Source organism: Achromobacter sp. D10 (genome assembly GCF_035282245.1).
In the GTDB taxonomy this organism is placed as follows: domain Bacteria; phylum Pseudomonadota; class Gammaproteobacteria; order Burkholderiales; family Burkholderiaceae_B; genus Achromobacter; species Achromobacter insolitus.
The window spans coordinates 1-21,381 of sequence record NZ_JAYJLE010000015.1; the positions used below are offsets into that span (position 1 = coordinate 1).

18 protein-coding genes and 1 pseudogene are annotated in these 21,381 nt (G+C 66.6%); 4 read left to right on the forward strand and 15 right to left on the reverse strand.

The genetic code is table 11. The annotated features are described in order from the left end of the window. On the reverse strand, positions 1–768 hold a 768-nt coding region (locus tag VCS63_RS26630; RefSeq protein ID WP_323881516.1), incomplete at its 3' end, for a malic enzyme-like NAD(P)-binding protein. Positions 769–910: 142 nt separating this feature from the next. Then, positions 911–1,798: an FAD-binding protein gene (locus VCS63_RS26635; RefSeq protein WP_323881518.1), complete on the reverse strand. Its 888-nt coding sequence runs from the start codon at positions 1,796–1,798 to the stop codon at positions 911–913. A gap of 43 nt (positions 1,799–1,841) precedes the next feature. On the opposite strand from VCS63_RS26635, the gene VCS63_RS26640 reads away from it, so the two are divergent. Next, positions 1,842–3,002, forward strand: coding sequence for a pyridoxal phosphate-dependent aminotransferase (locus VCS63_RS26640; protein ID WP_323881597.1), 1,161 nt, complete (start codon positions 1,842–1,844; stop codon positions 3,000–3,002). 94 nt (positions 3,003–3,096) lie between these two features. On the opposite strand, the gene VCS63_RS26645 is transcribed toward VCS63_RS26640, so the two are convergent. Continuing rightward, positions 3,097–3,918: a lytic transglycosylase domain-containing protein gene (locus tag VCS63_RS26645; RefSeq protein ID WP_042794803.1), complete on the reverse strand. Its 822-nt coding sequence runs from the start codon at positions 3,916–3,918 to the stop codon at positions 3,097–3,099. An 82-nt stretch (positions 3,919–4,000) separates the two neighbouring features. Here VCS63_RS26645 and ubiD point away from each other — a divergent pair, with 82 nt between their 5' ends. Beyond that, complete coding sequence (gene ubiD / locus VCS63_RS26650) at positions 4,001–5,545, forward strand: 4-hydroxy-3-polyprenylbenzoate decarboxylase (RefSeq protein WP_063643371.1); 1,545 nt, start codon at positions 4,001–4,003, stop codon at positions 5,543–5,545. Positions 5,546–5,612: 67 nt separating this feature from the next. On the opposite strand, the gene VCS63_RS26655 is transcribed toward ubiD, so the two are convergent. The 9 genes and pseudogenes from VCS63_RS26655 to VCS63_RS26695 all read right to left on the reverse strand — a co-directional run bounded on the left by VCS63_RS26655 (position 5,613) and on the right by VCS63_RS26695 (position 14,741). Next, positions 5,613–5,981, reverse strand: a complete 369-nt coding sequence (locus tag VCS63_RS26655) for a hypothetical protein (RefSeq protein ID WP_063643373.1) — start codon at positions 5,979–5,981, stop codon at positions 5,613–5,615. Positions 5,982–5,984: 3 nt separating this feature from the next. Next, on the reverse strand, positions 5,985–6,401 hold the full coding sequence (locus tag VCS63_RS26660) for a phage holin family protein (RefSeq protein WP_063643374.1): 417 nt from the start codon (positions 6,399–6,401) through the stop codon (positions 5,985–5,987). Positions 6,402–6,470: 69 nt separating this feature from the next. Then, positions 6,471–6,788 (reverse strand): DUF883 family protein, encoded by a 318-nt coding sequence (locus VCS63_RS26665; RefSeq protein WP_013395739.1) that lies wholly within the window; start codon positions 6,786–6,788, stop codon positions 6,471–6,473. Between the two features lie 83 nt (positions 6,789–6,871). Beyond that, the gene (locus VCS63_RS26670) at positions 6,872–7,597 is read right to left on the reverse strand and encodes a hypothetical protein (RefSeq protein ID WP_323881599.1); all 726 of its coding nucleotides are present in this window, start codon (positions 7,595–7,597) and stop codon (positions 6,872–6,874) included. Positions 7,598–7,736: 139 nt separating this feature from the next. Further along, entirely contained in the window at positions 7,737–10,463 is a 2,727-nt protein-coding gene (locus VCS63_RS26675; protein ID WP_323881521.1) for a molybdopterin-dependent oxidoreductase, read from the reverse strand. Between the two features lie 6 nt (positions 10,464–10,469). Next, positions 10,470–11,687, reverse strand: a pseudogene (locus VCS63_RS26680) (NAD(P)/FAD-dependent oxidoreductase); the annotation flags it as partial. A 7-nt stretch (positions 11,688–11,694) separates the two neighbouring features. After that, a complete protein-coding gene (locus VCS63_RS26685) occupies positions 11,695–12,570 on the reverse strand; it encodes an ABC transporter ATP-binding protein (RefSeq protein ID WP_313380789.1) in 876 nt (291 codons plus the stop codon). Positions 12,571–12,574: 4 nt separating this feature from the next. Further along, entirely contained in the window at positions 12,575–13,405 is an 831-nt protein-coding gene (ntrB, locus tag VCS63_RS26690; RefSeq protein ID WP_063643376.1) for a nitrate ABC transporter permease, read from the reverse strand. Between the two features lie 34 nt (positions 13,406–13,439). Then, complete coding sequence (locus VCS63_RS26695) at positions 13,440–14,741, reverse strand: CmpA/NrtA family ABC transporter substrate-binding protein (protein ID WP_042794808.1); 1,302 nt, start codon at positions 14,739–14,741, stop codon at positions 13,440–13,442. 394 nt (positions 14,742–15,135) lie between these two features. Here VCS63_RS26695 and VCS63_RS26700 point away from each other — a divergent pair, with 394 nt between their 5' ends. Next, positions 15,136–15,720 carry an ANTAR domain-containing response regulator gene (locus VCS63_RS26700; protein WP_042794809.1) on the forward strand — a complete coding sequence of 195 codons (585 nt, stop codon included), beginning with the start codon at positions 15,136–15,138 and terminating at the stop codon, positions 15,718–15,720. 104 nt (positions 15,721–15,824) lie between these two features. Beyond that, a complete protein-coding gene (cysG, locus tag VCS63_RS26705) occupies positions 15,825–17,240 on the forward strand; it encodes a siroheme synthase CysG (protein WP_042794810.1) in 1,416 nt (471 codons plus the stop codon). A 32-nt stretch (positions 17,241–17,272) separates the two neighbouring features. Here the strand turns inward: cysG and upp are convergent, their stop codons facing one another. The 3 genes from upp to VCS63_RS26720 all read right to left on the reverse strand — a co-directional run bounded on the left by upp (position 17,273) and on the right by VCS63_RS26720 (position 21,212). Then, positions 17,273–17,911, reverse strand: a complete 639-nt coding sequence (gene upp / locus VCS63_RS26710; protein WP_042794811.1) for a uracil phosphoribosyltransferase — start codon at positions 17,909–17,911, stop codon at positions 17,273–17,275. 185 nt (positions 17,912–18,096) lie between these two features. Then, positions 18,097–19,545: a D-alanyl-D-alanine carboxypeptidase/D-alanyl-D-alanine-endopeptidase gene (gene dacB / locus VCS63_RS26715; RefSeq protein WP_042794812.1), complete on the reverse strand. Its 1,449-nt coding sequence runs from the start codon at positions 19,543–19,545 to the stop codon at positions 18,097–18,099. Between the two features lie 512 nt (positions 19,546–20,057). After that, complete coding sequence (locus VCS63_RS26720; protein ID WP_104653728.1) at positions 20,058–21,212, reverse strand: ABC transporter substrate-binding protein; 1,155 nt, start codon at positions 21,210–21,212, stop codon at positions 20,058–20,060. Positions 21,213–21,381 lie beyond the last annotated feature (169 nt).

Sequence of the window (21,381 nt, forward strand, 5' to 3'; positions counted from 1 at the left end):
GGCGCCCTGGATCACCTCGGCCAGCTTGCGGGCGTCGGTCTTCTGCGCGAAGCGCGCCTTGTCTGGGTCCATCAGCACGGTGCGGCCTTCGTAGACCACGCCTTCAATGTCGGTGACCCAGACGTTCTCCAGCGGCAGGCCCAGGTCCACCATCAGATCCAGGCAGGCCAGCGCGGCCGCGCCTGCGCCCGAGGTCACAACCTTGACCTGCTTGATGTCCTTGCCCACGACCTTCAGGCCGTTGATGAAAGCCGCCGACACGCAGATCGCGGTGCCGTGCTGGTCGTCGTGGAAGACGGGGATCTTCATGCGTTCGCGCAGCTTGCGCTCGACGGTGAAGCATTCCGGCGCCTTGATGTCTTCGAGGTTGATGCCGCCGAAGGTGGCTTCCAGGCCGGCAATGATCTCGACCAGCTTGTCCGGGTCGGTCTCGTTGATTTCGATGTCGTACACGTCCAGGCCGGCGAACTTCTTGAACAGCACCGCCTTGCCTTCCATCACGGGCTTGGAAGCCAGCGCGCCGATGTTGCCCAGGCCCAGCACCGCGGTGCCGTTGGTGATCACGCCCACCAGGTTGCCGCGCGCCGTGTAGCGGAACACATTGGCCGGATCGGCCACGATCTCTTCACAGGCTGCCGCCACCCCGGGCGAGTACGCCAGGGCCAGGTCCCGCTGGTTGGTGAGCTGCTTGGTCGGCGTGACCGAGACTTTGCCGGGGCGCCCATGCTCATGGTATTCAAGGGCGGCTTTGCGGAGATTGGCATCCATAGGGGCGGCTACTGGCTAGAGTGGGAAACACGAAAGGGGGGAATTCTATTCCGATGGCGAACGCCGCGATACCTCGGTCATGCCCGCCTGCCCCTTGGATAAGCGCATGCGTTCCATGTTAGCGCCAGCTTACAAATTGTCGCTATTCCGCGATGCGGAATAAGGGGAACCGGCGATCGGGATCGAACTGGGCCTTCACCCGGGAGTCCAGTCGGGTAGTGGCAAGCCCGGGCGGCTCACCCGCCGACTCCGCAGCTTGCGGCGCGGGTTCGGCGTCCGCCAAGGTGACCGCCTGCACCCAGGCCAAGGTGCCGCCGTGCCCCAGCAGCAGATGCGCCAGGTTGACGGTCGCGGGCGCCTCGGGCTTCAGCGCATCCAGGCGGTAGCGGCCCAGCCAACGCTCGCCGTCACGGGTGGCGAAGGCATCGCCGCCAGACGCCAGTTGAAACAGCGCGGGCACCAGGCGCTGCACAGTGGCCGAACGCAGGGGCTGGACGTCGGCCTCGCCAAAAGGTCCCAGCGTTTCTTCGATGCCGTCCGCCAGCATCACGTCCAGGGCCAGCAGCCCCGAGTCCGCGCACCGGCCGGCCCGCCAGCGGGCCGGCGCGGCCAGCCACGCGGCCAGGGTCATGTCCCCGGGCAGGCCGGCAAATTGCCGCAGCCCCGCCTGGGCCAAGGCCGCCACGGTGGTCCCGGGCTGCGCGCGCCAGCGTCCAGGAGCTTCGGGCAGCGGCGCCAATCCGACCATGGCGGACGGGTCTACCCGGAGAACCGGCCCATGGACCGCTTCGAAAGGCCCTTCGGCGCCGTCCAGCGCCAGCGTCACGCCATACGCGGCGCAGAGCGTGCGCGCATGCGCCACGTCCGCATCGCGCGCCGGAATCAGTACGCCACGCGGGCCGCCCGCCCCGGCCTCGCCCAGGTCGCGGACGGCGCCCTGGCACAGCAGGGTCAGCCGCTCCATGAAAGCCGCCCAGGGGCTGCGGACCGGACGACGGCCCAGGAGGAAAGCGCGCCGGGATGGCTGCATGACTACAATTCCTTTTTCGCTACAAAACGCCTTCGAGAATCCGATGCCCCGCCTTGCCAATCGCACCCACGACTTCCTGACCTTTCAGGTAATGGAACTATTCAAGCAGGCGCAAGCGCTGCAGGCGGCGGGCAAGGACATTATCAGCCTGGGCATCGGCGAACCGGACTTTACCGCGCCCCCCCAGGTCGTGGAAGCGCTGGAACGCGCGGCGCGCGCCGGCCTCAGCGGCTACAGTCCTTCGGCGGGCCTGACCTCCCTGCGGGAAGCCATCGCGCAGTTCTACCATGAACAGTTCGGCGCCCGGATCAATCCGTACCGCGTTATCGTCACTGCGGGGGCTTCCGGGGCCCTGACGCTTGCCTGCGCGGCTCTGGTCAATCAGGGCGGCGAAGTGCTGATGCCGGATCCGTCCTACCCCGCCAACAGCAATTTCGTGCTGGCGGCGGGCGGCGTGCCGCGACTGATTCCAAGTACCGCCGCCAAGCGCTTCCAGTTGTCTGCGCAAGACGTGGCCAGCCACTGGACACCCGCGACCCAGGGCGTATTGGTCGCCTCGCCCAGCAACCCTACCGGCACCTCCATCGACCACGGCGAGCTGGCCGAACTGCTGGCGCAGGTCCGTGCGCGCGACGGCTTCGCGATCGTCGACGAAATCTACCTGGGTCTGTCCTACGAAGGCCAGCCGCGCTCGGCCCTCACCCTGGACGACGATGTCATCGTCATCAACAGCTTTTCGAAGTACTTCCACATGACGGGCTGGCGCCTGGGCTGGATGATCGTGCCCGAGGACATGGTGGCCCCGGTGGAAAAAATCGCCGCCAGCCTGGCGATCTGCGCGCCCACGCTGGCCCAGCACGCCGCGCTGGCCTGCTTTTCCGCAGGCGCGATGAAGACCTTCGAGCATCGCCGCGAGGCCTTCAAGCAACGCCGCGACTACCTGTTGCCGGAATTCGAGCGCATGGGCATCCAGGTTCCCGTCAAGCCGGATGGCGCCTTCTATATTTATGCCGACATCGCCAACCTGGGCATGGACAGCGCTGCCTTCTCGCAACGCCTGCTGCTGGAGGCGGGCGTCGCCGCCGTGCCGGGCCTGGACTTCGGGCCGGCCCATGGCCGCCACACCATGCGCTTTTCCTACGCCACCGGCCTGGACCGTCTGGAAGAGGCGGTCGCCCGGATCGGCCGGCTTCTGCAAGGGTAAGGCCCCCGCGAAGGCTGCTCCGCCGTGGGGCAGCCCGGCGGCGGAACGGCCATTCTTATGAAGAGCGCCGAAGCAAGCGACACACGCTGAAGGATCAGTCGCGAGCCAGCGCGATGCCCGAGGCCAGCGCCAGGCGGCGGCGTTCCGCCTGCACCTTGGCGCCATAGCCGTTGTCGTCCGGTCCGGTGGACCCGACGTAACACGCCAAACCGCCATCGACCGAACCGCGCCGGTTGATACAGTCGCGCAGGATCGTGGCGCCCACCCTGATATTCGCGGCGGGATCCAGCGCGGTCTTGCCGACCGCGTCGAACTTGTCCTGGTGGACACTGGTCATCACCTGCATCAGCCCCTGGGCGCCCACATGGCTTTCAGCCAAGGGGTTATAGCGGGACTCGATGGCGATCACGGCCAGCACCAGCAACGGGTCCAGCTGCTTTTCACGGCTGACTTTGTATACCGTGTTCAACAGCGGGCCGGTGGCGTCATAGGCGACCTTGTACTTGCGCGAAATATAGTTGCGCAGGGCTTCCGCCTGCGGACCGGTGGCGCTCATCGCGGTAACCGGTTTGGGCGCTGGCGGCGCGACACGAGCAGGCCCCAGCATGCCGGTGGCATTGCTGGCGGGAGCGGTCGGAACGGCCATGGCAATTGCCGACGACATGTCGGAACCCAGTTCGGACCCGGCTTCGGATTCGGTGCCGGTTTGCATGGATGTAGGCGCTAGGGCGGTCAACAAGGCTTTGTGCACTTGCAATGCCTGGTCGCGCAAACCAGGCAGGGCGAATCCCATGCTTACCGTCACAATGACCGCAATGCCCAGATAGACGGAGCAAATGCGCAGGGACTCGGCAAGATATTGGTGCACTCCTTGGGCCAGGCTTCTGAACAGGCTGGCCACTGACGCATCGGGCATAAAACCTCCTGCGTTAAAAAAGAGGGAGTCAATGTTAACCTCTCTGTCTACCCAATATGTAACCAAATCGCTGGGATCTGTAGTGAAATACCGCGACCTTAGAGACTTCCTCGCCCAACTTGAACGCATGGGCGAGCTCAAACGCATCACTGTGCCGGTATCTACCCGGCTCGAAATGACCGAAATTTCCGACCGTGTCCTGCGTGCGGAAGGTCCGGCCCTGCTGTTTGAAAACGCTCAGCACAATGGCCAACCGGCGCAGATGCCGGTGCTGGCCAATCTGTTCGGCACCCCGTCCCGCGTGGCCCGCGGCATGGGCGCGGACGACGTCAGCGCCCTGCGCGATATCGGCGAGCTGCTCGCCTCGCTGCGCGAACCCGAGGCACCCCGCGGCCTGCGCGACGCGCTGGCCAAGGTTTCGATGCTGAAGTCCGCGCTGTGGGACATGAGCCCCAAGACCGTCAAAAGTCCCGCTTGCCAGGAAATTGTCTGGGAAGGCAAGGACGTGGACCTCACCCGGCTGCCCATCCAGACCTGCTGGCCAGGCGACGTGGCGCCGCTGTTGACCTGGGGCCTGGTGATCACGCGCGGCCCCAATGCCCGCCGCCAGAACCTGGGCATATACCGCCAGCAACTGCTGGGGCCCAACAAGCTGATCATGCGCTGGCTGTCGCACCGCGGCGGCGCGCTGGATTTCCGCGACCACGCCTTGGCGCATCCCGGCACCCCCTTCCCCATCGCGGTCGCCCTGGGTGCCGACCCGGCGACCACGCTGGGCGCCGTCACGCCGGTGCCCGACAGCCTGTCCGAATACCAGTTTGCCGGCCTGCTGCGCGGTTCGCGCACCGAGGTGTCAAAGGCGCTGGGCAGCGACCTGTCCGTACCCGCCTGGGCGGAAATCGTGCTGGAAGGCCACCTGCTGCCATCCTCCGACCCGCGCGCCGTCGCCCCCGTTGTGCCGGAAGGCGTCAATCCGCCGCCGAACACCGATTACGAAATGGCGCTGGAGGGTCCCTACGGCGACCATACCGGCTATTACAACGAACAGGACTGGTTCCCCGTCTTCACGGTGGAGCGGATCACGATGCGGCGCAATCCCATCTATCACTCCACCTATACCGGCAAGCCGCCGGACGAGCCCGCCGTGCTGGGCGTGGCGCTCAACGAGGTGTTCGTGCCCCTGCTGCGTCGCCAGTTGCCCGAGATCGTGGACTTCTACCTGCCGCCGGAAGGCTGCAGCTACCGCCTTGCGGTGGTGTCGATCCGCAAGCAATATGCGGGGCACGCCAAGCGCGTCATGTTCGGCCTGTGGAGCATCCTGCGCCAATTCATGTACACAAAGTTCATCGTGGTGGTGGACGAGGACATCAACCCGCGCGACTGGAAGGAAGTCGTGTGGGCGATGACCACGCGCATGGATCCGGTGCGCGATACCTTGCTGGTGGAGAACACGCCCATCGACTACCTGGACTTCGCTTCGCCGGTGTCCGGCCTGGGCGGCAAGATGGGCATGGACGCCACCAACAAGTGGCCGGGCGAAACCAATCGCGAATGGGGCACCCCCATCACGATGGACGCCGACGTCAAGAAACGCGTGGACGATCTGTGGGGGCAACTGGGCCTGTAATTTCCCGGCTCACGCCATGAAAAAACCCGTCAGAGCGTGACGGGTTTTTTCATGGGCGGCGCAGGCGTCAGCGTTGCCCGGCAGCCGGATCGCCATCGCGGCGCGAGTTCTGCCAGGCCCTGAACAATTGCCAGCCGACAAACGCGCCGCCTGCGATCTTCAAGAGCTTGGAGCGTTTGCCGCCGCGCATGACCATGGCGGACAGCGACGAACTGACGATGGGATAACGCCGCGCCAGGCTGATCGCCTGCAAGGCCCAGCGCGACGCGCTGCCCGATGCCAGGCCGGGTAGCAGCCCCTTGAGCAGCGCGGCCGGCTCCAGCTTGCGTCCGGCGGAGGCGATGCTTTGCGCCAACGATTCGCGTTCGATGGCGGCGCGGGCGCGCAGCAGTTCGATGCGCACGGCGCGATCGACGGTGGGAGACCTTTTCGTCATGCTTCAGCCCTCCTCGCGCCGGCGCAACTGCGCTTCGTCGTCGTCCTGCGCATCGCGCACCCGCTCCAGCAGCTCGGCATCGCGGCCGAGTTCTTCCAGCGTGGCAGAGAACGGCGGCGCGCCGTAGACCAGCCCGTGCCGCACCGCCACCAGCAAGGCCACGCCTACCAGTCCATAGAAGCCCGCCAGCAGGCCCAAGGCCAGATAGCGGTCTTCGGTGGGCCAGAACGCAACCGCGACCGTGACGGTGAAGACCAGCACCGCCAGTGTCAGGAAAAGCAGCGCAGCAAATGCCATGCCCAAGAGCTTGAGCAGGCGCGCTTTTTCATCCGCCGCTTCCAGCGCCAGCAATTCCAGGCGCGTGCGCAACAGCCCGACCACGCTGGAGGCAACGCCGAAAACAGATTTTCGTAGACCCATGGCTGAAAAGGACGCCGGGCGGGAAGCGCGGCCCTACGCCCGCGCCGCCCGCCCGGATGTCCTGCCCAATCAGCGGCGGCTGATCAGCAAGCCGAGCAGCAGGCCGGTCACGCCTGCGATGCCGATGGCTTGCCAGGGATTGTCGTGCACGTAATCATCGGTCGCGCGGGCAGCCTTGCGGCCGCGTTCCAGTACGGCGTCCTGCGCTTCGTACAAGGCTTCGCGCGTACGCTTCAGCGAGGTCAGCGCGCGGTCGCGCAATTCATTGGCCTTGTCGCCCGTGCTGCTGGCGGCTTCGCGCAACAGGCTTTCGGCGTCATTCAGGCTGGACTTGACACTGTCGATGAGTTTTTCTTTTGCGACTTCTTCGGATTTTCTCGTGGCCATTATTTGAGCTCCTGTTGTGTGTCAATGACGGAACCATCATACCAGCCGTCATGCGGTGCAGACGGCGCGCTTGCTACGGTGTGCTACTTGATTTGCGTAATCTCAACGGCGGATTTGACGCCGCCCTGATCGATATCCTGCTTCATCACCAGGTTGATTGCCGGACAGTACCAGTCCGTCACGGTGGTGTTCATGCCCGGGATGGGAATGATCAGGCCCTGGAACGTGGCCATGGTGGGATCGGAGTTGCGGGTGTATGTGATCGGATGGCAGGACTGCGCGCCCAACGCCGTGTTCACCGACGTCTTCTGCCCGACGGTTTTCTCGCCGATGCGCACCGTGGTGCTGGGCTGCCCGCCCACGGGCGCCTCTTTGCCGATCTTCAGGCGAAACGACGAGCCGGGCAATTTCTGGCCGGCGCTGAGTTTGCCGTCATAGGCGAACAGACCCAGCATGCGCAGGTCGAACTGGCCTTCGGAGGGCTTGGGCGCCTCGCCCGCGCTGGCATAGCGCAGGAAAGTGGCCTGGCCGCCCTTGACCGTCATCAGGTAATCCAGCTTGGACTTGCCCGGAGGCAGGCCCGCATAGCTGAAGGTGGCAACGCCCTGCACGCGCGCGCGGCAGTTGTCGCCATTGCTCTTTGTAACTTCGGCGAACGTCAGATCGGCGCCCAGCGCCAGATTGCCGGAGCCGGTCAGTTGCACGGCGCCGCCGTCATGCATGAATTGCGCATCGCACACGCCGGCCTGCGCCGCAGCGGCCGCGCCCAGCGCGCCCGCCAAAAAAACCAGGGATGCCATTTTTCGCATCGTCACACGCCACTCCATCAATCCGGAAAAAAACTGCCCGCGCCTGGCGCATGGCTGGCTTGATACTACACCGGTTGCGAAGCCCGGCGTATGTCGGAACGTGTCGGCGCGTACCGCGTCGAATCGGCGCCAGCGGCGGCTACACAGGCGCTGCCGCGAGCGCGGCGCGCCCGATCAGCGCCTGGATCTCAGGCACGCAGGAGCCGCAACCCGTGCCGCAGCCCAGGCTGGCCTTCAAGGCTGCCAGGTCGCAGCCACGGCCGATGCCGGCCAGGATGGCCGCCTCGCTCACGCCATTGCAGACGCATATGGCACGTGAACGGGCCGCCCCGGCTATCCGCCCCAGCAGCAGCGCCGCCACGCCGGCCGGCGCGTCCCCGCCCCCGGCCCAGGCCAGCAGCGCGTCCTGCGGCCGCAGGTCGCCGGCAAGCAGAAAGCCACGCAACACGCCTTGCTCCATCCTCACCCTGCGCATCTGACCGCGCGCAGGGTCATCGAAGGCCACATCGGGCGCCAGCAGGTCCAGCGCGCCCGCGATCGCTTCCAGCTCCGCGGCCTGCGGCGCGGCCCTGGCGGCCAACCGCATTCTCACTCCGCCCGCGCCCACTGGCAGGACGACCGCGTATTCGAAGCGCCGCAGCCAGGGGGCCAGGCGCGCGCGCAGGGCGGCGCTGTCGCCCTGCAGCCACCCGGCGGCCTGCCACGCCAGGCCTGCGGGTTCCGCACGGATGGCGCAGTGCTTGAGCTCCGGCTGGCGTGAAATGGGATCGGTCGCCGGATTGGTCAAGGCATTCACCCCCTGCCCGGCCATATAGGCGCTGCCCCAATGCATGGGCAGGAACACCTGCCCGGACGGCAACGCATCGTCCGCCTGCACGGGTAGCACCACACTACCCCGGCGCGATGCCAGCCTTGCCAGCGCGCCGGGCTCGAGCTTCAGCTGGCGCATGTCCCCAGGGTGCATGGACACCCAGGGTTCCTCGACATGCTGCGTCAGCGCAGGGGCCAGGGACGTGCGCGCCATGGTGTGCCAATGATCGCGCAAGCGGCCGGTGGTCAGCCGCAGGGGATATGCCGGTGTCGTGGGCTCGGCGACCTGCTGGTAGTCCACGTCGCAAAAGCGGGCGCGCCCGCTGGCGGTGGGAAACACGGCGTCGGCATACAGGCGCGCCGTTCCCTGCCCTTGCCGGTAAGGCCATTGCTGCGGCCCCTGCGCGTCAAGCGTCGCGTAGTCCAACGCGCTGTAGTCCAGGTCCCGGCCCGCGGTCGTGCGGGCGTGCTCGGCAAAGACCTCGCTCTCATCCCGATAGGCAAACAGCGCCGCCTTGTCCGGCGCGATCCGGGCGGCCAGTCGCAACGCCACCGCTTGCGCCAGGCGCCAGTCCGGCTGCGCGTCGCCGGGTGGGTCGATTGCCGCCCGCACCCGGCTGATGCGCCGTTCCGAATTGGTCACGGTGCCGGACTTCTCGGGCCACGTGGCGGCCGGCAGCACCAGGTCCGCATATGCCAGGGTCTCCGTGCCGGCGAACGCCTCCTGCACGATGACGAATTCGGCACGCTCGAGTGCCGCGCGCACGCGTGCCTGGTCAGGCAGAGACTGGGCCGGATTGGTGGCGGCGATCCACAGCACTTTGATCCGCCCTTGCAGCACCGCGTCGAACATCTCCAGCGCCGTGGCGCCCGGCGCCTGGGGCAAGGCGTGCACGCCCCACAGGGCGGCGGTTTCCTCGCGGTCCGCCGCCAACCCTGGGTCGCGATGGCCCGGCAACAACGTGGCCATGCCGCCAGCCTCCCGGCCGCCCATCGCGTTGGGTTGCCCCGTCAAAGAGAACGGCCCGGCGCCGGGCTTGCCGATCTGCCCGGTCGCCAGATGCAGGTGTATCAACGCAGCATTCTTGTCGGCGCCGCTGGTCGATTGGTTCAAACCCATGGTGTAGAGCGACAGCGCCGCGCCCGCACCGCCAAACCAGCGCGCTGCCCGGATGATGTCTTCCGCCGGGACGCCGCAGATATCCTGGGCCGCGCGCGGGGTGATCTTGCGCGCCCGCGCCATCAGGGTCTCGAAGCCCTCGGTATGGCGCTGGATGTAGCCTTGGTCCAGCAAGCCCTCGCGCTCCATGACATTCAGCATGGCGTGGAACAGGGCCACGTCGGTGCCGGCCGCCAGCAGCAGATGCAAGTCGGCGAAGGCCGCGGTGTCGGTGCGTCGCGGATCCGCGACGATCACCTTCATGCTGGGACGCCGCGCCCGCGCCGCCTCCAGCCGCCTGAACAGCACGGGATGCGCGTACGCCATGTTGGAGCCGGCGATCAGCACCGTATCCGCCAGGTCCAGATCTTCGTAGCAGGCTGGCGGCGCATCCGCGCCCAGCGTGCGTTTGTAGCCCGACACCGCGCTGGACATGCACAGGCGCGAATTGGTGTCGATATTGTTGGTGCCGACCAGCCCGCGCGCCAATTTGTTGAAAACCGCGTAATCCTCGGTCAGCAGCTGCCCCGACAGATAGAAACCCACTGCGTCCGGTCCGTCGCGCGCGATGGTGTCGGCCAACCTGGCCGCCACGATGTCCAGCGCCTCGCCCAGCGCAATGGCCCGCATCGGTTGGGCGCGCGTCCCGCGCCATTGCGCCGAGAGGACGCGCGCGCCGTCGCGCCGCACCGTGTCCGCCAACGCCAACCCCTTGCTGCACAACCTGCCCCGGTTGGCGGGATGCTGTTCGTCACCACGCACGCGCAGCACGGCGCCGTCGCGCGTTTGCACCCGCAAGCCGCAGCCGGTGCCGCAATAGCAGCACACAGATGCCACTTCGCTGACGCCGTGCGCCACGTCCACGATATCTATCCGGCGCGTCTTGGACCCATCCATGCCTTACTCTCCCGCCGCGCCTTCGCCGTGCATGAGTCGCTCGCGCAAAGGGCCAATGCGCCTGCCCTCGCGGATCAGCCGCACATACCACCCGCTGTCCGCCGTATCGCCGTACAGGCAGGCGCCCACCAATTTGTCGTCGCGGATCACCAGTTTCTTGTAGACGCCGCCCGGCGTGTCGGCCAGCGTAATCGCTTCGGTCTGCGGCCCACCCGTGAAGTCGCCGGCGGAGAAGAGGTCAATGCCGGTGACCTTCAGCCGAGTCGCAGTGACGCTGCCTTGATAGCGGCCAATGCCATGCAGCGCCAGATGATTGGCCGCCACTTTCGCCTGCTCGTACAGGGGCGCGACCAGGCCATAGGCGGTGCCGCGATGGCTGACGCATTCGCCCACCGCATAAATGCGCGGGTCATACGTCTGCAAGGTGTCGCTGACCACCACGCCACGATTCACGTGCAGCCCGCAGCGCTCCGCCAATTCCGTGTTGGGCCGCACGCCCACCGCCATCACGACCAGGTCCGCCGGGATCTCTTCCCCGTCCGCGAAGCGCAAAGCGCGCACCCGCCCGCTGCCTCCGTCCAGGATCTCCCGGGTCTCGCGCCCCAGCAGGAACTTCAGTCCCCGCGCTTCGAGACTGCGGCGCAGCAATGCCGCGGCGCCGCCGTCAAGCTGCCGGTCCAGCAGCGATTCGCCGAGATGCACCACCGACACATCCATGCCACGCGCGGCCAGGCCATTGGCGGCCTCCAGCCCCAGCAGGCCCCCGCCTATCACCACCGCATGCCGGTAGCGCGACGACGCTTCTATCATCCGGTTTACGTCGCCGATATCGCGAAAGGCGATGACGCCGTCCAGATTGCTGCCCGGCACCGGCAGGATGAACGGATTCGATCCGGTGGCCAACAGCAGCCGATCGTAGGGCGCCTCGGTGCCGTCGTCGGCCAGCGCAATCCGACGTGCGCGGTTCACGCCGACCACCTTGCGATTCAGTAGCAGGCGGATGCAGTGACGGACATACCAGTCCTCGTCATTGAGCACGATGTCCCGCAGGGTCTGTTCGCCGGTCAGGACCGGCGATAGCAAAATGCGGTTGTAGTTGGGATACGGCTCCGCGCCGAACACCGTGATGTCGTACAGGTCTGGCGCCAGCTTCAGCAGTTCCTCCAGCGTGCGCATGCCTGCCATGCCATTGCCGACCACGACGAGCTTCTGCTTCGTGTCCATGGCGATCCTAGGCGGCTGCGCGCGATGCGCCGGCCTCGGCTAGCGGTTCGTCTGCCGCAGACAGGGCCGCATTGGCCTGCGCTGCGGCCTGCGAGCGCTCCGGGTTGCCATGGCGCCGATGCAGGAAATCCACCACGGACGCCCGGCAGGCCAGATAGGCCGCATCGTTGGCCAGGCGCACACGGTCGCGCGGACGGGGTAAAGGCACTGGCAGGATCTCTCCGATGGTCGCAGCCGGACCGTTGGTCAGCATAACGATGCGGTCGGACAGCAGCACGGCTTCGTCGACGTCGTGCGTAACCATGATGGTGGTGGTGCGCGTCTTGGCGACGATCTTCAGCAATTCGTCCTGCAGATGCGCCCGCGTGAGCGCATCCAGCGCGCCAAAGGGTTCGTCCATCAGCAGCACGCCCGGCTCGATCGCCAGGGCCCGCGCAATGCCCACGCGCTGCTTCATGCCGCCGGAGATTTCGCGCGGCAGCTTGTTCTGCGCCGGCAGCAGACCCACCAGATCCAGCGCGGCCCGGGTGCGTTCGATCAGCTGCGCGCGCTTTTCGGAAGCGCCGAAGACCCGCTCCACCGCCAGATGCACGTTCTGGAAGCAGCTCAACCAGGGCAACAGCGAATGGTTCTGAAACACCACGGCACGGTCCGGGCCAGGCCCGGTGATCTCGCGCTCCGCGCACAGCAGCACACCGCTGCTGGGACGGGCCAGGCCGGCGATCAGGTTGAGCAACGTCGATTTGCCGCAGCCGGAATGGCCTATCAGCGTAATGAACTCGCCTTGGTCCACCGTCAGGTCGACATCGCGCAGCGCCACGAAGTTGCCCTTGCGGGTATTGAACGTCTGGCCCACGCGCTCGATGCGTACATGCTTCTTCATGGCGCTATTCCTCCGTATAGGTGAAGCGGCGGGCCAGGGCGACCAGCAGGGTTTCCAGCAGCAGGCCCACAATGCCGATGACGAAAATCGCAATGACGATGTGTTCCACCTTCAGGTTGTTCCATTCGTCCCACAGCCAGAAGCCGATGCCCGTGCCGCCGGTCAGCATCTCCGCCGCCACGATCACCAGCCACGCCGTGCCGATCGACAGGCGCACGCCGGTCAACATGTAGGGCAGCACGGCGGGCAACAGCACCTTGGTGGTCACCTTCCATTCGGACAGGTTCAGCACCCGCGCCACGTTCAGGTAGTCCTGGGGAACGCGCGACACGCCAACTGCGGTGTTGATGATCATCGGCCAGATCGAACAGATGAAGATGGCCCAGATGGCGGCCGGATTGGCCGCCTTGAACAGCAGCAACCCCAGCGGCAGCCAGGCCAGCGGCGACACCGGCCGCAGCAGGCTGACGATGGGAGAGAACATCGCGCGCACCGCGGCATAGCGGCCAATGGCGAAGCCTACGGGTATGCCGATCAGCGCCGCCAGTCCGAAGCCGATCGCCACGCGCTGCAGCGACGCCAGCAGGTTCCAGCCTATGCCCTTGTCATTGGGGCCGTTGTCGTAGAACGGATCGGAAAAAAGCTCGACGGCCGCGCGCCAGGTGACTCCCGGCGTGGGGATTTCCGGTATGCGCATCGCCACCACCTGCCACACCAGCACAAACAGCGCGAAGCCCGCCACGGGCCCGACCACGGCCCGCAATGCACACTCCAGACGCTCTCGCCAGAAGACGATGAACGCATCGCCACGATTCATACTCGTTACGGTAGACATAGCATGCCCCTTTCAGATATCCGCGGATTGGCGCTCAGGCCCGGACCTTGAATCCGTCGGCGTAGCCCGCGGGATTGCTGCCGTCCCACACCACGCCGTCGATGAGTTTGGAGCTGCGCATCTCACTGGGCGGCAGCGCCACGCCCGCTGCCTGCGCGGCCTGCCTGTACAGGTCGATCCGGTTGATCTGCTTAGCAATCGCCAGGTAGTCGGGATGCTCCTTGAGCAGCCCCCAGCGCTTGTGCTGCGTGAGGAACCACATGCCATCGCTGAGGTACGGGAAATTCGCGGATCCATCGGCGTAAAAGCGCATGGCGTGCTCGTCCGTCCAGCGCTTGCCCAAGCCGTCCTCATAGCGCCCCAGCATGCGGTCGACGATGCCGCTGGCGTCCGTGTTGACATAGGATTTGGCGGCGATGGTCTCGGCGGTCTTCTGGCGGTTGGCGGGCGAGGCATCGATCCACTTGCCAGCCTCGAGGATGGCGGCGGTGACCGCGCGCGCCGTGTTCGGATGCCGCGATACGAAGTCCGCGCTTGTGCCCAGCACCTTCTCGGGGTGGTCCGTCCAGATGCCCTGCGACGTAACGGCGGTGTAGCCGATCTTGTCCAGGATGGCGCGCGCCCCCCAAGGTTCGCCCACGCAATAGCCGTCCATATTGCCCACGCGCATATTGGCCACCATCTGCGGAGGCGGCACGGTAATCACCTTGGCGTCCTTCATGGGATTGATGCCATAGGACGCCAGCCAGTAGTACAGCCACATCGCATGCGTGCCGGTGGGAAAGGTCTGGGCAAAGGTGTATTCGCGCTTGTCGGAGGCCATCAGCTTGGCCAGCGATTCGCCATCGCGCACACCCGCAACGCGCAGTTTGTCCGATAGCGTGATCGCCTGGCCGTTCTGGTTCAGGCTCATCAGCACAGCCATGTCCTTCTTCGGTCCGCCTATGCCCAGGTGCACGCCGTAGACCAGGCCATAGAGCACGTGCGCCATGTCAAGCTCGCCATTCATGAGCTTGTCGCGCACCGCCGCCCAGGAAGCTTCCTTGGAGGGCGTGATGGTCACGCCATGCTTTTTGTCGATGCCCAGCACCGAGGCCATCACGACCGACGCGCAATCGGTCAGCGGTATGAAGCCGATCTTGACCTCGGTCTTCTCCGGAGCATCCGTGCCGGCGGCCCAGGCGCCGGCGCGCACCAAAGGATCCACCAATGACAGCAGGCTGGCGCCGGCCACCGCGCGCGCCGTGCCGCTCAGCCATTTGCGGCGTCCGGCGTTGGCACTGAGATCCCCGCCCGCGGCGGCGTCGGTGGAGGGGCTACGGGTCGATGGCGTCATGCATGGCTCCTGGCAAAAAAAAACGTCCCGCGCGCCATGGACTCCCATCCAGTGGCGCTGCGGAACGTCGTTGTCCCTTGCCGCGATTCGCGGCGCGTTGCGTGGGGCAACCGTCGTTGGCGCCCGAAATCACTCAAGCAAACGCTGTGCCAGGAAACACGGAACAAGGGCTCATGCGCCGCCAGGCCGCGTCCGCGCTGGCGCAGCCCGGGATCATGCGCCTACGGCCGGCAGGCCGGAAAACGGGGCGCGAACCAATCTGGTGCGCAACCGGTTGCGGCAGCGCACCATCCGCGTGCCATCCACGCTCCCTCGCTGTGCCGGCGGGCGCGCCGCCGTCGCGCAACGCGATGGCATGGAACTTGCATGACTGTGTGCATCAGAGGGGAATCTCATGCTTAAGGTCATGCTGCTCAACGATGGAGAAGGACGCGCGGCATCGCTGCGGCAAACGCTGGCCGCGGCGGGGGTGCATGTCGTCGCGGAAGCAACGCCAGGCATGGACCTGGCCGCCGCGATCGCGCAGGCCGCCCCCGACGTCGTACTGATAGATAGCGATGCGCCCGGCCGGGACACACTGGAAAACGTCTGTGTGGCCAGCGAGCACAGCGACCGCCCGGTCGTGATGTTCACGGACAACGGCAATCGCGACACCATACGCAGCGCCTTGCGCGCAGGCGTCGCGGCGTATGTCGTGGGCGACGTGCCGGCCGGGCGCATCGAGCCGCTCTTGACGGTGGCGATCGAACGCTTCGCCATGGAGAAGTCGCGCCGCGAGGAATTGCGCGAAGCGCAATTGCGCCTGGCCGACCGCCAATGGGTGGAAAAGGCGAAAGGCATCCTGATGAAGGCGCGCTCGATCTCCGAGGACGAGGCCCACGGGCTGTTGCGCCAACGCGCCATGCAAAGCCAGAAGCGGCTGGGCGAAGTCGCACGCGAGGTGGTGGAAATGAGCGCCTGGCTCGGCAAATCGACTTAATGATCTTTGGTTATATGAAACAAAGAAATCAAAAGTTGTGGGGATGAGCCCCCCTTCCTATGATCCAACGACACTATGCCGGGTACGCCCGAGGCTGGCATTCAATGACGCTTTTCCCGATTTTTGCCGATCTGAAAGACAGGCTGGTCCTGGTGGTGGGCGGTGGCGCGGTCGCCGAACGCAAGACGCTTTCCCTGCTGGAAGCCTCCGCGGACGTACTCGTGGGCGCCCCGGCGCTGACACCCGCCCTGGCCGCCCTGGCCGCCGAAGGCCGCATCCGCCATCTTTCCGGCCGGTTTGATCCCGCCTGGCTCAACGAGGCCTGGCTGGTGGTCGCCGCCACCGATGACCGAGTAACCAATGCCGCCGTTTCGGAGGCGGCCCGCGCCCGGCGCATATTCAGCAACGTGGTCGACGATCCCGAGCTGTCATCCTTCCAGGTGCCCTCCATTGTCGACCGCTCGCCCGTCATCGTCGCCATTTCCTCATCCGGCGTGGCGCCGGTGCTGGCGCGCCGGATCCGGGAACGCATCGAATCGCTGTTCGACCATACATTGGGCCAGCTGGCCGGCTTGGCCGCCAGCTACCGCAAGCGCATCCGGGCGAGCCACCCCGACCTGGGCGCTCGCCGCCGCTTCTACGACTGGCTGCTGGACGGCCCGGTGGCGGGCTTCCTGCGGCAGCAACAGCCGGCCCAGGCAGAAGCCGCGCTCGAGGCCGCCTTGGCCGCGCCACAAGCGCCTGCCACGGGCAGCGTGGTGCTGGTGGGCGCCGGCCCAGGCGATCCCGGCCTGCTGACGCTGAAGGCGCTGCGCGCGCTGAACGAAGCCGATGTGATCCTCCATGACCGGCTGGTCAGCGACGAGGTCATGGGACTGGCGCGCCGCGACGCCGAGCGCGTGTCTGTCGGCAAGCTGCCTGGCGAAAACCACAACGCCACCCAGGCGCGCATCCATAAGCTGATGGTCGAGCATGCGCGCGCCGGACGCCGCGTGGTGCGGCTCAAGGGGGGAGACGCCTTCATCTTTGGGCGAGGCGGCGAAGAACTGGAGTATCTGCGCGCGCATGGCGTGCGCTATGAAGTGGTGCCGGGCATCACCGCCGCGCTGGCCTGTGCGGCCTATGCCGGCATCCCGCTGACGCACCGCGAGCACGCCCAGTCCGTCCGCCTGGTCACCGCGCACTGCCGCGAAGACGAAGACAATCTGGACTGGCCCGCGCTGGCACGTGAAAAACAGACCCTGGCGTTCTACATGGGCGTAGGACAACTGGACCTGCTGACCAACCGCCTGCTGGCACACGGCCGGTCGCCGGACACGCCTTTCGCGCTGATCGAAAACGGCAGCCGGCCCGAACAGCGCGTGTTGTCGGGCACGCTCGAACGATTGCCGTCCCTGGCCGCGGAGCACGCCATCCAGTCCCCCGCCCTTTTGATCGTGGGCGAGGTCGCGGGCCTGGCGCCGCAGCTGCAATGGTTCGGCCAGCACATTGAAGGCCAGCCGGAGGAAATGGCGGCCTGACCGGCTGCATCCGCAGCCGTCGCCCCAGACCGCTATTCGGTCTTTTGAGTCGTGCCGAAGATGCGGTCGCCGGCGTCGCCCAGGCCGGGCATGATGTAGCCGTGTTCATTGAGGCCGTCATCGATGGACGCGGTATAGATATGCACATCGGGGTGCTTGGCCAGGACGGCGTCAATACCGACCGGCGCCGCAACCAGCACCAACGCGCGGATTTCCTTGCAGCCGGCGCGCTTGAGCAGGTCGATGGCGGCAACCATGGAGCCGCCGGTGGCCAGCATCGGATCGACGATCAGGGCCAGGCGCTGGTCCAGTTCGCCCACCAGGCGTTCCAGGTAGGTATGCGCTTCCAGCGTCTCTTCGTTGCGGGCCACGCCCACCACGCTGACCTTGGCGCCCGGAATCAGGCTGAGCACGCCGTCCAGCATGCCGATGCCGGCGCGCAGGATGGGCACCACAGTGACTTTCTTGCCAGCGATCTTCTCGACCTCTACCGGGCCACACCAGCCTTCGACCGTGGCGGGCGCCAGCGGCAGGTCCTTGGACGCTTCGTAAGTGAGCAGCGCGCCCACTTCCTGAGAGAGCTCACGGAAGCTCTTGGTGCTGAGGTCGGCGCGGCGCATGATCCCGAGCTTGTGGCGGATCAGCGGATGGCGGATTTCGTGCACGGGCATGTGCGTAACTCTCCAGAATATTGATAGACAGGGTTTTCGCCTCAGGCGGAACCATGGCGGCGCGACGCGCATTGCGTCGCCCGTCGCTGAGCCACATCTGAGGATCGTAATCGGTTTGGAAGGGAATTGTTATTGACCGCCAGCAGGATCTTTCGAAGATTTTTTCCGGCGCGATGAATGCATGTTTATTGTTCAGTGAGCCAGGCGATCAGTGCGTCGTCGAAGGCGCGCACGGCGCCCGCCTGTTCATGGTTAACGATGCTGACCACCACGTAGCGCTTGCCGCTGGCGCCCAGCACGTAACCCGCGATGGAACGCACGTCGCGCAGCGATCCCGTCTTCAGGTGGGCCATGCCCGCGGTGCCGTCGCCCTTGAGCCGGCGGCGCACCGTGCCGTCCACCCCGGCGATTGCAAAAGATGAAATGTACTCCGGCATGACCGGCGAATTCCAGGCCACGGTCAGCATGGACGCAAGGCTGTCGGCGGACACCCGGGCGTCGCGCGACAGGCCGGCGCCGTTGTCGATGACCAGTTCCGGCATGTCCAGGCCTTGCTTGGCCAACAGCCCCTTGGCCACGGCTTCGCTGCTGGCGACGGTGGCGGGCCGGCGGCCTCGCTCTGCGCCCAGGGTCAGCAGCAAGGTGCGCGCCATCACATTGTTGCTGCGCTTGTTGATCTGGCGGATGGCCTCGGCCAGCGTCGGCGAATCATGCGAGGCCAGCACGACGGCGTCGGGCGGGACCATGCCTGAACGGACCTGGCCCTTGAAGGTGCCGCCCAGTTCCTTCCAGAGCATGCGGAACACCTCGGTGGCGTAGTCGGGCTGCGACAGCGCCAGGCGATACAGGCTGAACTCGCCGCAGGAGCCCGCCACCTTGCCGTTCACGCGGATGGTCACGCCTTGCTGGGTGATCAATGGCTCGGTCGTCACTACCGGAGGGCCAGGGCAGCGGGCGTCGCTCCATTCCACGCGGCCCTCGATTTTCAGCCCGGGCAGCGGCGGGTCGATCAGCGGCACCCATTTGTTGGCGGCCGGATCCGGCGTGAACAGCAGGCGCAGCGCGCCGAAGCCCACCATGAGGGCGTCGGGGCTGGCGTTGTAGGCTCGGTCCGGGGCGCCATCGAACGCGCCAGGGTCGGTCGCCACCTGGCCGAAGATGCTGCGGTCGATGACCAGGTCGTTGATCTGCTTGACGCCGCGCAGCCGCAGTTCTCGCAGCAATACCCACAAGTCCTGCAGCAGGAATTGTGGATCGCCGCCAGCCCGCAAATATAGGGGACCGCTCAGCACGCCCTTGGCATCGGGCCGCGCGCCCGGCGCCGTCATGAACTCGGTGCGCCAGACGTAGTTGGGCCCCAGTTCGGACAGCGCTGCCCAGGTCGTGACCAGCTTCATCACCGAGGCCGGATTGCGCGATTCCTTGGCGTTCAGCGCCACCAGGCGCGGCCCGCCCACTTCCTGTACCACCAGAGACAGGGAACTATCGGGCAGCTTGCTCGCTTTCCAGGCGTTCACCACGTTGGGCGGCAGGCCGGGCACCTGTGCCCAGGCCGCGCTCGCCACCGCGGCCAGCAGCCCTCCGGCCAGCCACCGCTTCAGCCCGCCCACACGCCTATTCGCTCGTCCCGTCATCTACGCCCACCCGGTTGCTCGTCCTGCAAAACCGAGAGCATACAAAACCTGGGCGAGTTGCGGCGCGCAGGCCGTTTCCCCGCCGGGCCGCCCCAAGGGGGAACAGTGTATGGACTGTGTATGGACCGGGGAGAAAGGTGACAGGTGTACGAGGACATAGGTGACACCATACGCCCCCCCTCGGGGCAATAAGCGCGAAGAGCCCCTCGGAGGCAGCAAGCACAAACGGCCCCCCAGAAAAATAGCCCGCCCGCCGCCGGGCCGCCCCAAGGCGGGCCAGCCCCCCTCGGGGGGGCAGCAAGCACGCATAGCGTGCGCAGCGTGGGGGGCCCTCCCTCCCGCCGGGCCGCCCCAAGGCGGGCCAGCCCCCCTCGGGGGGGCAGCAAGCACGCATAGCGTGCGCAGCGTGGGGGGCCCTCCCTCCCGCCGGGCCGCCCCAAGGCGGGCCAGCCCCCCTCGGGGGGGCAGCAAGCACGCATAGCGTGCGCAGCGTGGGGGCCCTCCCTCTCCCTCTACTTCAGCCGCCACTTGCCCGAAGCCACGGTCGCCATCACCAGCGCCCGCTCATCCAGCCCATTGTGGTCGGTGGGACTCATGTTGACCACGCCGGTCGCGGTCGGCAGGTTCTTGACGTTTTCCAGCGCGTCGCGCAGCGCCGCCCGGAATTCGGGCGTGCCGGGCTTGGCGGTCTTCAACGCCACCGGGATGGCCTGCTGCAGCAAGAGGCCGACGTCCCAGGTATAGGCGGCGAACAGGGACACGCTGCCCGCGCCGTTGGCCGCCTCGTACTTCTTGGCGAAGGCCTGGGCGGTCGACTTGACCGGATTGTCGTCGGGCAGCAGATCGGCCACCATCACCGGCCCCACCGGCACCCAGGCGCCCTCGCAGGCGTCGCCGCAGACCCGCAGGAAATCGTTGTTGGCCACGCCGTGGTTGAAATAGATCTTGCCCTTGTAGCCGCGCTCACGCAGCGCCCGGGCCGGCATGGCGGCCGGCGTGCCCGAAGCCCCGACGACCACGGCGTCCGGCGCCGCGCCCACCACCTTCAGGGTCTGGGCCACGGCCGACGTGTCCGTGGGCGCAAAGGCTTCCTTGCCCACCACCTCGATGCCGTGCTTTTTGGCCGCTTTCTCGATTTCCACCCAGAAGGTCTCGCCCAGCGCATTGTTGAAGCCGATGAAGGCCAGCTTCTTCACGCCATTGGCCGCCGCATGGCGCGCAATGCCTTCGGCCATCAGCGAATCCGAGTGCGGCGTCTTGAACACCCAGCGGCGCTTGTCGTCCATTGGCTCGATCAGGCGCGCCGAGGAAGCCAGGGTGATCACCGGCGTGGTGCCGCTGGCCACCGTGTCCAGCATGGCCATGGTGTTGGGCGTGGTGGTGGACCCGACGATCAGGTCGACCTTGTTCTCGGAAATGAGCTTGTGGGAATTGCTGACTGCGCGGGTGGTGTCGGAAGCGTCGTCCAGCACCACGTACTCGACCTTGACGCCCCCGATCTCGGCGGGCAGCAGGCTGATGGTGTTGCGTTCGGGGATGCCCAGCGAGGCCTGGGGACCGGTGGTGGAAAGCGTGGCGCCGATTTTCACTTGGGCCAGCGCGGGCGCGGCGCCCGCTGCCAGCAGGGCGGCCAGCGCGGCGGCCATGAGGGTACGACGAGGGGTCATGCGGAGTCTCCTTGGATACGCGGATGTCTTATGCTTTGCGCCGATCCGCTACGGCGTGGAACTCTGTTTATACGGCGGGGAACCCGGCGGACGGGCACCTCGGGGCCCGCTGCGGGTTTGTCCGCACGGGCTCGCAGCGCGGCGCGGCTGCGTTCTTGCTGGTCTCCAC

Coding starts and splice junctions, on each gene's coding strand:
- VCS63_RS26655 (WP_063643373.1), bottom strand. CDS start 5,981: ATGACGAAAAGGTCTCCCACCGTCGATCGCGCCGTGCGCATCGAACTG.
- VCS63_RS26660 (WP_063643374.1), bottom strand. CDS start 6,401: ATGGGTCTACGAAAATCTGTTTTCGGCGTTGCCTCCAGCGTGGTCGGG.
- cysG (WP_042794810.1), top strand. CDS start 15,825: ATGACGCTTTTCCCGATTTTTGCCGATCTGAAAGACAGGCTGGTCCTG.
- VCS63_RS26665 (WP_013395739.1), bottom strand. CDS start 6,788: ATGGCCACGAGAAAATCCGAAGAAGTCGCAAAAGAAAAACTCATCGAC.
- VCS63_RS26720 (WP_104653728.1), bottom strand. CDS start 21,212: ATGACCCCTCGTCGTACCCTCATGGCCGCCGCGCTGGCCGCCCTGCTG.
- VCS63_RS26645 (WP_042794803.1), bottom strand. CDS start 3,918: ATGCCCGATGCGTCAGTGGCCAGCCTGTTCAGAAGCCTGGCCCAAGGA.
- VCS63_RS26635 (WP_323881518.1), bottom strand. CDS start 1,798: ATGCAGCCATCCCGGCGCGCTTTCCTCCTGGGCCGTCGTCCGGTCCGC.
- VCS63_RS26700 (WP_042794809.1), top strand. CDS start 15,136: ATGCTTAAGGTCATGCTGCTCAACGATGGAGAAGGACGCGCGGCATCG.
- dacB (WP_042794812.1), bottom strand. CDS start 19,545: ATGACGGGACGAGCGAATAGGCGTGTGGGCGGGCTGAAGCGGTGGCTG.
- VCS63_RS26695 (WP_042794808.1), bottom strand. CDS start 14,741: ATGACGCCATCGACCCGTAGCCCCTCCACCGACGCCGCCGCGGGCGGG.
- ntrB (WP_063643376.1), bottom strand. CDS start 13,405: ATGTCTACCGTAACGAGTATGAATCGTGGCGATGCGTTCATCGTCTTC.
- upp (WP_042794811.1), bottom strand. CDS start 17,911: ATGCCCGTGCACGAAATCCGCCATCCGCTGATCCGCCACAAGCTCGGG.
- VCS63_RS26670 (WP_323881599.1), bottom strand. CDS start 7,597: ATGCGAAAAATGGCATCCCTGGTTTTTTTGGCGGGCGCGCTGGGCGCG.
- VCS63_RS26675 (WP_323881521.1), bottom strand. CDS start 10,463: ATGGATGGGTCCAAGACGCGCCGGATAGATATCGTGGACGTGGCGCAC.
- VCS63_RS26685 (WP_313380789.1), bottom strand. CDS start 12,570: ATGAAGAAGCATGTACGCATCGAGCGCGTGGGCCAGACGTTCAATACC.
- VCS63_RS26640 (WP_323881597.1), top strand. CDS start 1,842: ATGCCCCGCCTTGCCAATCGCACCCACGACTTCCTGACCTTTCAGGTA.